The sequence below is a fragment of the Micromonospora sp. NPDC023956 genome (assembly GCF_040639195.1).
Taxonomy (GTDB): Bacteria; Actinomycetota; Actinomycetes; order Mycobacteriales; family Micromonosporaceae; genus Micromonospora.
In genome coordinates, this window is record NZ_JBEZZN010000001.1 from 39129 (window position 1) to 51988 (window position 12860).

Here is a 12860-nt window from a genome sequence, read left to right on the forward strand (position 1 = left end):
GCATGAGCCGCGGGGACGCGGTCGAGATCTGCGACCTCACCCGGGTGTACCGGGGCGTGCGGGGCGAACCCCGCACCGCCCTGGACCGGCTCACCCTGAGCATCGGCCGGGGGGAGATCCACGGGCTGCTCGGGCCGAACGGGGCCGGCAAGACGACCCTGTGCAAGATCCTGTCGACCGTGCTGCTGCCCACCTCCGGCACGGCCCGGGTGGACGGTCACGACGTGGTGACGGAGACCGCCGCCGCCCGGCGGCGCATCGGCATCGCCTTCGGCGGGGAACGCGGCCTGTACGGGCGGCTCACCGCCCGCCAGAACCTGATGTACTGGTCGGCGCTGTACCGCCAGCCCACCGCCGCCGCCAAGGTGCGGGTGGCCGGGCTGCTGGAGCGGGTCGGATTGGCCGACCGGGCCGGCGAGCGGGTGGAGACCTTCTCGCGCGGGATGAAGCAGCGCCTGCACCTGGCGCGGGGCCTGGTCGGCGACCCGCAGGTGGTCATCCTGGACGAACCGACCGTCGGCATGGACCCGGTGGCCGCCCGCGAGTTCCGGGTGCTGGTCGGCGAGGTCCGGGCCGAGGGGCGCACCGTCCTGCTCACCACGCACGACATGGCCGAGGCGGAGGCGGTCTGCGACCGGGTGTCCCTCGTCGACGGCGGCCGGCTGGTCACCACCGAGGATCCGCGCACCATCGGCGGCTGGCTCTCCACGTACGAGCGGGTCACCGCCGAGGACGTGCCGCCGGTCACCGTGGAACTGCTGCGGACCCTCTCCGGGGTGGTGAGCGTCGGCACCCTGCCCTCCGGGGCGGTGCGGGTGGAGACCGACGCCCCCGGGGCGGCCCGGGAGGTGCTGCGGATCCTGGTCGACGCCGGGGTCACCCGGCTCGCCACCGGCCGGCCGTCGCTCGAGGAGGTCTACCTGCACGTGGTCGGGGACCGGGGGCTGGAGATCCGGTGATCGCGCTGTTCTGGGCGGCCGTCCGGTTCCAGGTGGCCCACGTCTGGCAGTCGGTCAACGACCTGATGGTCCTGGTGACGATGCCGCTGTTCACCGTCGCCTTCCTGGCGGTGCTGGTCGAGTCGGGCCGGGAGGACCTGGCCCCGTACGCGATCGTCGGCTCGGGTGCGATGTCGCTCTGGTCGATGGCGGTGAACATCTCGGGCGGCACCATCGAGGGCGACCGGCGCAACGGCGTCCTGGAGGCCGCGGTCGCCACGCCCGCCCCGCTGGTGGTCGTCCTGCTCGGCCGGATCACCGCGGTCACCGTGATCAGCCAGCTCGGGCTGGTCGAGTCGGCCCTGGTGGCCTGGCTCGGCTTCGGCATCACCATCGAGATGCACCATCCCCTGATCTTCCTGCTCACCGTGGCCTGCAACACCGTGGCCGTGGTGGGCACCGCGACGGCGCTGGCCGGGGTGTTCGTGCTGGGCCGGTGGGCACTGACCCTGAAGAGTTCGCTGACGTACCCCTTCTACGTGCTCGGCGGCGCGGTCGTGCCGGTCACCTTCCTGCCGGAGTGGTTGCAGCCGCTGACCAGGGTGGTCTTCCTCTCCTGGTCGGCGCAGCTGCTGCGGGACTGCCTCTCCCCGGCGGCCGTGCGGGACGTGCCGGCGCGGCTGGCGGTGCTGCTCGTGCTGGGCGCGGCCGCGTTCGCGGTCGGGCTCTGGGTGATCGAGCGGATCCTGCGGCGACTGCGGGCCCAGGGCACGGTGGGGTACGCGTGACCGGCATCCTCCGTGACCACGTCCGGGTCCTGCGGTACGCGGTGCTCACCGCCCTGGCCGACCTGCGGGCCATCTACACCTGGCGGTCCTGGACCTTCATCTGGCTGGTGCGCATCCTGTGCCAGGTGAGCCTCTTCGCGCTGCTGGGTCGGCTGCTGGGGGCCCCGGACAAGGTGAGCTACCTGATCGTCGGCAACTCGGTCTTCATGGTGGCCAACACCGCCCTCCAGGTGGTCAACTCCACCGCCTGGGAACGGCTGCTGGGCACCCTCCCGCTGCTGGTGGCCTCCCCCACCGGCCCGTTCACGGTGTTCACCGGCCGTAGCGTGCTGTGGCTGCTGGACGGCATCGGCGTGGGTACGGTCTCCCTGCTCCTGCTCCCGCCGCTCTTCGGGGTGCCCCTGCCGATGCCGACCGCCCTGCTCGCCGTCCCGCTGGTCGTGCTCGCCGGGGTGTCGACGTACTGCTTCGGGCTGCTGCTGGGTGCGCTCGCCCTGCGGACGGTGTCGCTGCGCGCCCTGATCGCGAGCCTCGGCGGGCTGTGCCTGATGGTGTTCACCGGCGTGCAGGTGCCGACCACCTTCTGGCCGGCGCCGGTGTCCTGGCTGGCGGAGGCGCTACCGCTGACGCACGGGCTGGCCGCCGTCCGCGAGCTGCTGGCGCAGGGGCCGACCGCCGGGGTGGCCCGGCTCGCCGTGACCGAGGCGGTGATCGCCGCCGGGTGGCTCCTCGTGGCGGCCCTGGCCTTCCGACGGTACGACCGCAGCGGACGCCGGGAGGCGTCCGTCGACTTCACCGACTGACCCACGGAGAACACGTGATCATCTGGCTCAACGGACCGTTCGGGGCGGGGAAGACCACGCTCAGCGAGAAGCTCGCCGCGCTGCTGCCGGGCAGCATGGTCGTCGACCCGGAGGAGGTCGGCTTCGCGCTGCGCCGGCTCGTGCCGGCCCCGCCCACCGGTGACTTCCAGGACCTGCCCATCTGGCGGAGCCTGACCCTGGCCACCCTGCGGGAGATCCGCCGGTGGTACGACGCCACGCTGATCGTGCCGATGACCCTGGTCGTCCCCGCCTACCTGACGGAGGTCGTCGGCGGGCTGGTCGACGGCGGCGAGGACGTCCTGCACGTATGGCTCGACGTCGACGAGCGGGTCCTACGGTCCCGGATCACCGCCCAGGTGATCGACCCGACCGATCCGGTGCACGACGCGGAGGTCCGCCGGTGGCGGCTGGACCAGGTCGACCGGTGCCGGGCGGCCCGGACGCACCTGCCGGAGGGCACCCGCTTCCTCGACTCCGGCACCACCGACCCGGACACCCTGGCGGCGGCGATCACCGGCTGGGTGACGGCCGGCAGACACCTCTAGCGAAGGAGCGGACGGATGGACGTTCTCGGCGGCGGACTCCGGACGGGCACCGGGAGCGGTGCCCCGGACCCCCTCGTCCCGATCGGCGCGAACTGGGGCATGTGGCCGGTCGTCCTGCTGCGTTCCGCCGGTCACGCGGCGGAGCAGTTACGGGACTTCCTCGCCGCGGCGCAGGAACAGCGGCACACCGGGAGCGGACTGCGCGAGGTCGTCGAACGGTTCGCCGCCGACCCGTGGCTGCTGGAGGCGATGTGCTGGCAGAACCCCACCATCGTCAACTCCTGGCTCGGCCGGTACGCCACCGAGGGGGTGGGCGGCACCAGGCGCCCCACCTACTACCGGGGCAAGCTGCTCACCCTCGGCGTCTACCTCCAGCGGTACGCGACCCGCAACGAGACCATCGGGTTCTTCGGCCCGATCGCCTGGGCCCACCTCGACCCCCGCCGGGACCTGGTGGTGGAGGTCGGTGGGACGGGTGAGCGGGTCCGGCACACCACGTACTTCGAACCCTGGGCGCTGACCGCGCTGGCCCGGACCTGGGAGGCCGATCCGGAGGTGCGGTGGCACCTGCCGGTGGTCGTCAACCAGGCCGGGGCGCTCCGGGACGACGCGTTCGTCCGCCCCCGCCGGGGACCGCACCGGCTCACCGCCGACCAGCGCCTGGTGATGACCGGTCTGGGCGGGTCGGGGTACGCCGACGACCTGCTCGGGGCGCTCGGACCGGAGTGGGACCGCGCCCGGCTGACCGAGGTGCTCGACGCGCTCCAGCGCGCCGGATGCCTGCACTGGGGCTTCGACATCACCGTGGTCGGCGGGTCGGAGGAGGTGCTCGACGCGCACCTGGACCGCCTGCCGGCGGAGCCGCGCCGCCGCCTGCGCGAGGACCTGCACCGGCTGAGTCGGCTGCGGCGGGAGGTGAGCGCCGCGGCCGGTGACGCCACCGGCGTCTGGCGGGCCACCAACGCGCTGGCCGAGTCGTTCGAGACGATCTCGGGGGTGGACCGCTCGGTCCAGAAGCGGATCAACCCCGACTGTCGGGAGCTGCTCTACCACGACGTCACCGTGGACTGGGACGCCACTCTCGGCGCGCGGGCGGTCGCCGGGCTGGCCGGCCCGCTGGAACTGCTGATGGAGACCTGCCGGTACGCCAGCTGGCGGTTCGCCGCCGGGATCGAGGACCGGGCGCGGACGGCGCTGCGCCGGGACCCGTCGCTGGAGGCGGTCTTCGACGAACTCCTGCCCGACCTGGACGACCGCCGTCCCGGCCGGATCGTGCGGAGCGTCATGACCGAGGTACGGCAGATCGTCGGCGACCTGCTGGCGGCGGAGCCGGGCGCCGAGGCACCGGACGGGTCCCGGGTGCACCGCAGCGTCGTACTGCGCCAGCGCTGGCTGGCGGCCTTCGCCGCACCCCGGGCGGGCTGGTCGGCCGCCGAGCTGCACAGCACGGACATCATGCTCGCCCGGCGGGACGACGAGCACCTCTGGGTGCTGGGTGAGCTGCACACCACGATCAACCCGTTGGACTACCGGTTCTGCCTGGAGAACCAGCCCGAGCCGGGCCGGTTGGAGGCGCTGATCGACGCGGCGACCCCGCCGGAGCGGTTCATCGCGGCCGTCCCGCCGACACCGCGCCTCTCCCCCCGCACCGCGCCGCCCCCGGCGGCGTACCTGCCGGAGAAGCACCGCTACTGGACGCTCTGGCCACGCACGTCGATGCCCGCGTCGGTGCCGAAGCTGTCCTGCGTCGACCTGCGGGTCGTCGAGCGGGACGGCACGGTGGTGGTGGTCGACGGCACCGGCCGGGTGCTGACCCGACTGACCGAGTTCCTCGGCGAGTTCCTGTCGCTGGCGCTCTACAACACCCTGTCGATCTTCCCGGACGCCGACCGGATGCCCCGCGTCCGCATCGACGACCTGGTGGTGCAGCGCGCCTACCGGCGCATCCCGGTACGGGAGTTCGCACCGCTGCTCTCCGCGCCGCCCAGCCGGGTCGAGTTGGCCGGCTTCCTCCGCGAGCGGGGCCTGCCCCGCTACTCGTTCGTCCGGGTGCCGGGTGAGCCGAAGCCGGTCTTCTGCGACGCCACCAGCTGGGTCACCACGCACAACGTCGTCCGGCTGGTCCGCAGGGTCGCCGACCGGCCGGACGCGATGGTGACGGTGCAGGAGATGCTGCCCGACTTCGACGACCTCTGGCTCACCGGCCCGGACGGCCGGACCAGGACCAGCGAGTTCCGGTTCGTGCTCCAGGACCGGCAGGGAACGGGGGGCCACGGTGTCCGGTGAGACCGTCCCGCTGCGGCAGGCGACCCGGGGCTCCCTCGTCCCGATCGGCCGGAACTGGGGCCTGTGGCCGATCGTCCAGCTGCGTTCCGCCGGCTGTCCGGCCGAGCGGCTCCGCGACTTCCTCGCCACGGCCGAGGAGCAGCGGCACGACGGGGGCGGGTTGCGGGAACTCCTCGCCCGCACCGCCGGTGACCCGTGGTTGCTGGAGGCGTTGTGCTGGCAGAACCCGGACATGGTCGACCGGTGGGTGGGCCGGTACGCCACCGAGGGGGTCACCGGCTCCCGGCCGCCCTCCTACTACCGGGACAAGCTGCTGATCCTCGGGGCCTACCTCCAGCGCTACGCCACGAAGAACGAGACCATCGGGTTCTTCGGACCGATCGGCTGGGCGCGCGTCGACCGGGCACGTGATCTGGTCGTCGAGGTCGCCGGTCGGGGCGAGCGGGTCCGGCACACCGCGGACTTCGAGCCGTGGGCGCTGACCGCGCTGGCCCGGGGGTGGGAGGCCGATCCGGAGGTACGGTGGCACCTGCCGGTGATCGTCGACCAGGCCGGGGCGCTCCGGGACGACGCGTTCGTCCGTCCGCGCCGGGGACCGTACCGGCTCACCGCCGAGCAGCACCTGGTACTGACCTGCCTGGGCGGTTCCGGGTACGCCGACGAGCTGCTCGGTCCGGTCCGGGCGGCCGGCGGCCCGCACTGGGACCGGCGACGGCTGACCGAGGTGCTCGACGCGCTCCAGCGCGCCGGGTGCCTGCACTGGGGCTTCGACGTGCCGATGGTCGGCGGGTCGGAGGAGATGCTCGACGCCCAGTTGGCCCGCCTGCCCGAGGAGCCGCGCCGCCGCCTGCGGGGGCAGGTGCACGAGCTGACCCGGCGACGCGCCGACGTCCGCGCCGCCGCCGGCGACGCCACCGGCGTCTGGCGGGCCGGCACCGCGCTCGCCGAGTCCTTCGAGGCGGTCGCGGGGGTGGACCGGTCGATCCGCAAACGGATCAATCCGAACAGCCGGGAGCTGCTCTACCACGACGTCACCGTCGACTGGGACGCGACCGTCGGCGCGCGGGCCGTCGCGCAGCTGGATGGTCCCCTGGAGCTGCTGATGGAGACCTGCCGGTACGTCAGCTGGCGGCTGGCCACCGGGATCGAGGACCGGGCGCGGACGGCGCTGCGCCGGGATCCGTCGCTGGAGGCGGTCTTCGACGAACTCCTGCCCGAACTCGACGACCGCCGCCCCGGCCGGATCCACCGGGGCGTGACCGCCGAGGTACACGCGATGGTCGCCGACCTGCTGGCGGCCGAACCCGTCACCCGGGCGCCGGACGGCACCCACGTGCACCGCAGCGCCGCCCTCCGCGAGCGCTGGCGGTCGGCCTTCCGGGCACCCCGCGCGGGCTGGTCGGCGGCGCGCACGCACAGTGCGGACGTGATGCTCGCCCGGCGGGGCGTCGACCACCTGTGGGTGCTGGGCGAGGTGCACGCGACGGTGAACCCGCTGGACTACCGCTTCTGCCTGGACAACCAGCCCGAGCCGGGCCGGTTGGAGGCCCTGATCGACGCGGCCACCCCGGCGGAGCGCTTCGTCCCCGCCCTTCCCCCGACGCCCCGGCGCTCGCCCCGGACCGCACCGCCCCCGGCGGCGTACCTGCCGGAGAAACACCGCTACTGGACGTTGTGGTCGCGGACGGTGCTGCCCGCCTCGGTGCCGAAGATGTCCGGTGTCGACCTGCGGGTCGCCGAACGGGACGGTCGGGTGGTGGTCGTCGACGGTGCCGGTCGGGTGGTGGCCCGGCTGACCGAGTTCCTCGGCGAGTTCCTGTCCCTGGCGTTCTACAACGCCCTGTCCCTCTTTCCCGACGCCGACCACGTGCCCCGCGTCCGCATCGACAACCTGGTGGTACGACGCGAGGGCTGGCGCCTGCCGGTCCGGGAGTTCGCGCCGTTGCTGGGCACCTCGCCCAGCAGGATCGATCTGGCGGGCTTCTTCCGGCGACGGGGACTACCCCGCCACTCGTTCGTCCGGGTGCCGGGCGAGCCGAAACCGGTCTACTGCGACGCGCGGAGCTGGATCACCTCGTACCAGGTCGTCCGGCAGCTCCGCCGGGTCGCCGACCGGCCGGACGCCGTGGTCGGGGTGCAGGAGATGCTGCCCGCCCTCGACGACCTCTGGCTCACCGGTCCGGACGGCCGGACCAGGACCAGCGAGTTCCGATTCGTCCTACAGGACCTGAGCGATGCGGAGGACACCGATGTCCGGTGAGGTGGTATCCCTCCAGGAGGAGTCGTGGCTGGGCTCGCTGGCCGGGCAGCCGTACGGCTCGCCGACCCTGGTGACCTCCGCCTGGGAGGTCACCGGGCCGCTCGACCGCCGGGCGCTGGAGGCGGCGCTGCACGGGGCGGCCGAACGCCACGACGTGCTGCGCCGGAGCTACCCGTCGGCCACCGCCCGGACGGTCGACGACGCCCACGTGCGGTGGGAGGTGGTGCCGGAGGGCCCGGAGGAGGACGTCCGGCGGGAGATGCTGGCGGCGCTGCGGCAGCGCTTCGTACGGGACGAACCACCACTGTGGCGGGTCGTGCTGACCCGGCTCGGCCCGGACCGGCACCTATTCGGCATCGCCCTCGACCACCTGGTCATGGACGGGCTCTCCATCGGGCTGGTGCTGCGCACCGTCACCGAGCTGTACGCCGTCGCCCGCGCCGCCCCGGACGGGCGACTCGCGCCGCAGGTGCCCGCCCGGCCGTACGCCGACTTCGCCGAACGGCAGCGGGCGGCGCTGGCCGGCCCCTGGGGCGAACGGCGGGCCGAGTACTGGCGGCGCGTCCGCCAGGAGTCGGGGCCGTACCCGCCACGCTGCCCGTCCGGGAACCCGGGCGCCGGCACCGGTCCGGCCGTGGAACTGCGCCAGCACATCCCCGCCGAGGTCGCCGACCCGATGACGGCCCGCTGGGCGGCCCACGGCGTCACCGAGTTCGCCCTCGCCGCCGAGGCGCTGCTCCAGGCGTTCACCGAGGTCTCCGGCGTGTACCACGGCGGCCTGGTCACCAACTCGCACGGCCGCTGCCTGCCGGGCTACCTGCGCACGCCCGGCCTGTTCTCGCACGGCATCCCGGTGCACCGGGCCCCGGTCCCGGGCGGGACGCTGCCGGCGCGGGTCGGTGCGCTCCAGGACCGGCTGCTGGAGACCATCGACCACGCGCTGCCGCTGCGTCCGGTGGACCGCCTCTGGCAGGCGGGTCTGGTCGACACCGGCCCGGTGGCCCAGTGCGTGCTCGGCGTCTACACCGCGCGCCCGGAACGCGACCTGCGCCTGGCCGGGCTGGGCATGCGCTGGGTCGACCTGTACGCGGCCGTCGGCGAGCCCATCTACCCGACGCTCGGCACCACCTGCTTCGTCGACTGGGTGCGCAACGCGCGCGGGGTGCAGGTGACCGCGCAGGTCAACCCGGCCGCCTTCGACGCCGACGGGATGGACCGGATCCTGCGGCGGACGGTCGACCTGGTCCGCGCCGACGGGTGAGGGCGGTCAGCGGCGCGGGCGCAGCACGGTGTGCACGGCGGAGACGGGCGGCACCTCCTCCGGGACGATGGTGAACGCGGCCCGCGCCCGCGCCACCGGTGCCGGGCCGGCCTCCCGGTGGTGCACCTGGGCCAGGGGCTCACCGGCGACCACCCGGTCACCGACCCGCTTGTGCAGGGTCACCCCGACGGCGTGGTCGATCGGCGCGCTCTTGACCTGCCGGCCGGCTCCCAACCGCAGGGCCAGCGTGCCGATCGCGCGGGCGTCGACCGCCCGCACCCAGCCGCTGTGCTCGGCGGTGACCAGGTCGGCGCGCGGGGTGGCGGGCAGCAGTCGCGGGTCGTCCACCACCGCCGGATCCCCGCCCTGGGCGGCCACCCAGCGCCGGAACGCGGCGAGGGCCCGACCGTCGGCGAGCACCGCGCGGACCTGCTCCCGCGCCCGGTCCTGGTCGGTCTCGGTGCCGGAGAGCAGCACCGCCTCGGCGGCCAGCGTGACGCACAGCTCGGTCAGTCCGGGCACCTCGGTGCCCCGGAGCACGTCGACCGCCTCCCGGATCTCCAGGGCGTTCCCCGCCGACCACCCGAGCGGCTGGTCCATGTCGCTGATCACCGCGTGGCAGCGCAGTCCGAACGCGGCCCCGACGTCGATCATCAGGGCGGCCAGGTCGGTGGCGCTGGCCAGGTCGCCGGTGAGCGCGCCACCGCCGAACTTGACGTCGAGCACGACGCCGTCCGTGCCGGCCGCGATCTTCTTGCTCATGATGCTCGCGGCGATCAGTGGCAGGCTCTCGACGGTCCCGGTGACGTCCCGCAGCGCGTAGGTGGCGCCGTCGGCGGGGACCAGCCGCGCCGACTGCTCGACCACCACCATGCCGACCTCCGCGAGCACCGCCCGGATCCGGTCGGAGTCGAGACCGACCCGGAGGCCCGGGATGGACTCCAACTTGTCGAGCGTGCCACCGGCGAAGTCCAGCCCCCGGCCGCTCATCTTGGCCACCGGGACACCCAGCGCCGCCAGCGCCGGCGCGACGACCAGGGTGGTCTTGTCGCCCACGCCGCCGGTGCTGTGCTTGTCGACCACCCGGTCGAAGCCGCGCAGGTCGAGCCGCTCGCCGCTGTCGACGTACACCCGGGTGAGCGCGACGACCTCGTCGAAGTCCATTCCCCGGCAGGCGACGGCCATCAGCCACGCCGCCATCTGGTAGTCCGGCACGTCGCCCCGGACGTAGCCGTCGACCACCAGGGCGATCGCCTCCGCCGGGAGCCGCTCACCGCGCCGTTTCGCGGCGATCACGTCCAGCACGCCGAGCGTCATCGGATTGCCTCCTGTCCTCGCAGGTCCAGTGCCCGGTGCAGGAACCGCAGGTTGCCCCGCAGTTCGCCGGCCGGGACGGAGATGTTGAGCCGGATGCCGTACCGGTCGGGGTAGAGCCGCTGCCAGTATTCGGGTGCCGCGCCGAACAGGTAGTTCGGGTTGACCTTCAGCCCGGCGTGCCCGAGCCGGTTGACCCAGCGGGTCCAGGCGTCGGGCGAGGCGAACGGCCGGGTCAGCCAGCGGAACGTGGAGTAGCCGGCCACCGGCCGGGCCGCCCCGATCACCGGCTCGAACAGTCCGCACCCGTCGAGCAGGTCGAGGTTACGGGCGAAGAGTCCGGTCGCCGTGTCCAGCTCCGCGAGGAACGCCGTCTCCTCCTCGTGGTCGAGGAACGGAACCCCGTGCCGGTCGAACAGCTCCCGCAGCCGCAGGGCCGTCCGGCTCCGGGCGGCGGGGTCGGCGAGGGCGAGCACGAGCAGCCCGAGGTGCACCGCCGCCACCAGCGCGACGGCGGCGTTCACCGAGTAGCCCCGCTCGAAGCGGACCGCGGCGGCGAACTCGGCGAACCCCGGTTCGGTGCCGGCCACGAAGCCGACCCGCAGACCCGGGATCGACAGGTCCTTCGACGGCGTCATGCACAGCAGCCACCGGGGGTACGCGGTCACCTTGCGGTGCAGCACCGCGCGGAAGTCGTCGGCGCGGTCGAACTGCGGCAGCGAGAAGGGCACGTCGATCAGGGCGAGGTCGTCGGGGCCGGCGGGCGGCGGCCACAGCCAGGAGCCGAGCACGCCGTTGGGCGCGACGTCGACCAGCAGCCGACGCCGGCCCGCCGGGACCGGCCGGTCGAGCTGCCCGTCGGTGCCGTAGTAGACCGGCGTGACCGCGCCGTGGCGGGACAGCGAGTGCTCGAAGGAGTAGTAGTTGGGGATCGGCAGCACCGGCTGCACGCCCCGGTGGGCGGCGTACTCGCAGGCCACGCTGATCGCCTCGGTGGTGCCGTGGAAGAGCACGACCTGCTCGGCGGCGAGCGGTTCGACGTCCAGGTACCAGCCGAGGAGTTCACCGACGAGGGTCCGGGCCGGGACCAGGCCGGCGTCGTCGTACTCGACCACCCGGTGGGTGACGACGTCGGCGTAGAGCCGGCTCAGGCAGCGGGTGACCCCGGCCGGCACCGGTCGTCGGTTCACCCCGTAGCCGAGTTGCCGGCACGGGCCGGTGACGCCCGCCCGGATCGTGCGGTAGTACCGGACGCACGGCACGTCCGGGAAGCCCGCGGCGTTGAGGTGCGGCGTGGACAGCGTCGCCTACCTCGGGTCGTCGACCCGGCCGGCGGCGACCGGCGCCGGCCGGGCGTCACCGGCCGGCCGGCACACCTGGTCGAAGGCGGCCAGGAGCGTGTCGGCGAGCTGTTCGGTCTCCCCGGCGGTGAGGGTCAGCGGCGGGATGACCATCACACAGGCGCCCTGCTGGCGGACCAGCAGGCCACGGGCGCGGGCACCGAGCACGGCCGCCGAGGCCAGACCGGGGTCGGCGCTCTCCACCGTGACCACCAGGCCGAGGCCCCGCACGTCCACCACCCCGGGGTACGCCAGCAGCGGGTCGAGCCGGTCGAGCAGCGTCGCTCCCCGGGCCGCCGCGTTGGCCACCAGCCCCTCCTCCTCGACGACGTCCAGGACGGCCAGCGCGACGGCGGCGGCCACCGCGTGCCCGCCGGTGGTGTGCCCGTACCGCAGGCCCCGCAACAGCGGCTCGGCGTGGAAGGACTGCTTGACCGCGTCGGTGGTGGTGACCGCGCCGAGCGGGACGTAGCCACCGCTGATGCCCTTGCTCGTGGTGACGATGTCCGGGGTGACGCCGTCGTGGTCGAAGCCGAACATCCGTCCGGTACGGCCGAACCCGCAGAACACCTCGTCCAGGACGAGGAGGGTGCCGTGCTGGTCGCACAGCGCCCGGATCCGGGCCAGCAGTCCGGGCGGCAGGACGATACCGCCACCGACGTTGAGCAGCGGTTCCACCACCACCGCGGCGGGCGGCGGACCCGCCGTGAACGCCTCGGCGAAGCGGGCCGCCAGCATCGCGCCGTCGACGGCGGTGCGTGCCGAGCGGGCGCTGCCGGGCAGGGCCACCCGGTGCACCGGGAACGGGTCGACCCAGCCGCTGTGGGTGTAGGGCAGGCCGGACAGCGCGAGCGCCAGCGCGGTCGAGCCGTGGTAGCCGGCCGCGAAGGTGACCACCCGGTCGCGGGGCTCGCCGACGTTGCGCCAGTGCTCCAGGGCGATCCGGACGGCTGCCTCGGTGGCCTCCGAGCCACTGTTGACCAGCAGGGTCTGCCCGAGGTCGCCGGGGAGCAGCGCGGCCAGCCGTTCGGTGATCCACTCGGCGGCCGGGTGGACGGCGTTGACCAGGTCGTAGTGCGCCAGGCGGGCCATCTGCCGGTGGGCGGCCTCGATCAGCCGGGGATGACCGTGGCCGCAGGAGGCGTTCAGCGCACCGGCGATCCCGTCGAGATACCACCCGCCCTCGCTGTCGCGCACCCGGTTGCCCTCCCCGTGCACCAGGGTCAACGGATGGGTCGGGCTGGCAACCGGCGACCAGGGCCGCCACATGTGACTCGCGGACATCGCGTGCACCCCTGTTCCTG

10 protein-coding genes are annotated in these 12860 nt (G+C 74.0%); 7 read left to right on the top strand and 3 right to left on the bottom strand.

Going from position 1 to position 12860, the window contains the following annotated elements:
* The first annotated feature begins 2 nt into the window (after nt 1-2).
* From AB0F58_RS00130 to AB0F58_RS00160, 7 genes are read left to right on the top strand one after another with little or no spacing between them, the layout of a single operon-like run.
* Nucleotides 3-959, top strand: a complete 957-nt coding sequence (locus tag AB0F58_RS00130) for an ABC transporter ATP-binding protein (RefSeq protein ID WP_357135643.1) — start codon at nt 3-5, stop codon at nt 957-959.
* Nucleotides 956-1726 (top strand): ABC transporter permease, encoded by a 771-nt coding sequence (locus tag AB0F58_RS00135; protein ID WP_357135645.1) that lies wholly within the window; start codon nt 956-958, stop codon nt 1724-1726. Before AB0F58_RS00130 ends, AB0F58_RS00135 begins: the two co-directional genes overlap by 4 nt.
* On the top strand, nt 1723-2529 hold the full coding sequence (locus tag AB0F58_RS00140) for an ABC transporter permease (RefSeq protein ID WP_357135648.1): 807 nt from the start codon (nt 1723-1725) through the stop codon (nt 2527-2529). Before AB0F58_RS00135 ends, AB0F58_RS00140 begins: the two co-directional genes overlap by 4 nt.
* Nucleotides 2530-2543: 14 nt before the next feature.
* Nucleotides 2544-3095 carry an AAA family ATPase gene (locus AB0F58_RS00145; protein ID WP_357135650.1) on the top strand — a complete coding sequence of 184 codons (552 nt, stop codon included), beginning with the start codon at nt 2544-2546 and terminating at the stop codon, nt 3093-3095.
* 15 nt (nt 3096-3110) lie between these two features.
* Nucleotides 3111-5381 (top strand): lantibiotic dehydratase, encoded by a 2271-nt coding sequence (locus tag AB0F58_RS00150; RefSeq protein ID WP_357135652.1) that lies wholly within the window; start codon nt 3111-3113, stop codon nt 5379-5381.
* Nucleotides 5371-7641, top strand: a complete 2271-nt coding sequence (locus tag AB0F58_RS00155; protein ID WP_357135655.1) for a lantibiotic dehydratase — start codon at nt 5371-5373, stop codon at nt 7639-7641. The genes AB0F58_RS00150 and AB0F58_RS00155 overlap by 11 nt, the downstream gene beginning before the upstream one ends.
* Nucleotides 7631-8902 carry a condensation domain-containing protein gene (locus AB0F58_RS00160; RefSeq protein ID WP_357135658.1) on the top strand — a complete coding sequence of 424 codons (1272 nt, stop codon included), beginning with the start codon at nt 7631-7633 and terminating at the stop codon, nt 8900-8902. The genes AB0F58_RS00155 and AB0F58_RS00160 overlap by 11 nt, the downstream gene beginning before the upstream one ends.
* A gap of 6 nt (nt 8903-8908) precedes the next feature.
* Here the strand turns inward: AB0F58_RS00160 and AB0F58_RS00165 are convergent, their stop codons facing one another.
* The 3 genes from AB0F58_RS00165 to AB0F58_RS00175 are packed head-to-tail and all read right to left on the bottom strand — an operon-like array spanning nt 8909 to nt 12840.
* A complete protein-coding gene (locus AB0F58_RS00165; protein WP_357135661.1) occupies nt 8909-10219 on the bottom strand; it encodes a thymidine phosphorylase in 1311 nt (436 codons plus the stop codon).
* Nucleotides 10216-11478: a hypothetical protein gene (locus AB0F58_RS00170; protein WP_357135663.1), complete on the bottom strand. Its 1263-nt coding sequence runs from the start codon at nt 11476-11478 to the stop codon at nt 10216-10218. The genes AB0F58_RS00165 and AB0F58_RS00170 overlap by 4 nt, the downstream gene beginning before the upstream one ends.
* Before the next feature lie 45 nt (nt 11479-11523).
* Nucleotides 11524-12840, bottom strand: coding sequence for an aspartate aminotransferase family protein (locus AB0F58_RS00175; RefSeq protein ID WP_357135665.1), 1317 nt, complete (start codon nt 12838-12840; stop codon nt 11524-11526).
* Nucleotides 12841-12860: the final 20 nt, after the last annotated feature.

Excerpts from the sequence above, each read along its gene's own strand:
- AB0F58_RS00150 (WP_357135652.1), top strand. The coding sequence starts at position 3,111 with ATGGACGTTCTCGGCGGCGGACTCCGGACGGGCACCGGGAGCGGTGCC.
- AB0F58_RS00130 (WP_357135643.1), top strand. The coding sequence starts at position 3 with ATGAGCCGCGGGGACGCGGTCGAGATCTGCGACCTCACCCGGGTGTAC.
- AB0F58_RS00175 (WP_357135665.1), bottom strand. The coding sequence starts at position 12,840 with ATGTCCGCGAGTCACATGTGGCGGCCCTGGTCGCCGGTTGCCAGCCCG.
- AB0F58_RS00160 (WP_357135658.1), top strand. The coding sequence starts at position 7,631 with ATGTCCGGTGAGGTGGTATCCCTCCAGGAGGAGTCGTGGCTGGGCTCG.
- AB0F58_RS00165 (WP_357135661.1), bottom strand. The coding sequence starts at position 10,219 with ATGACGCTCGGCGTGCTGGACGTGATCGCCGCGAAACGGCGCGGTGAG.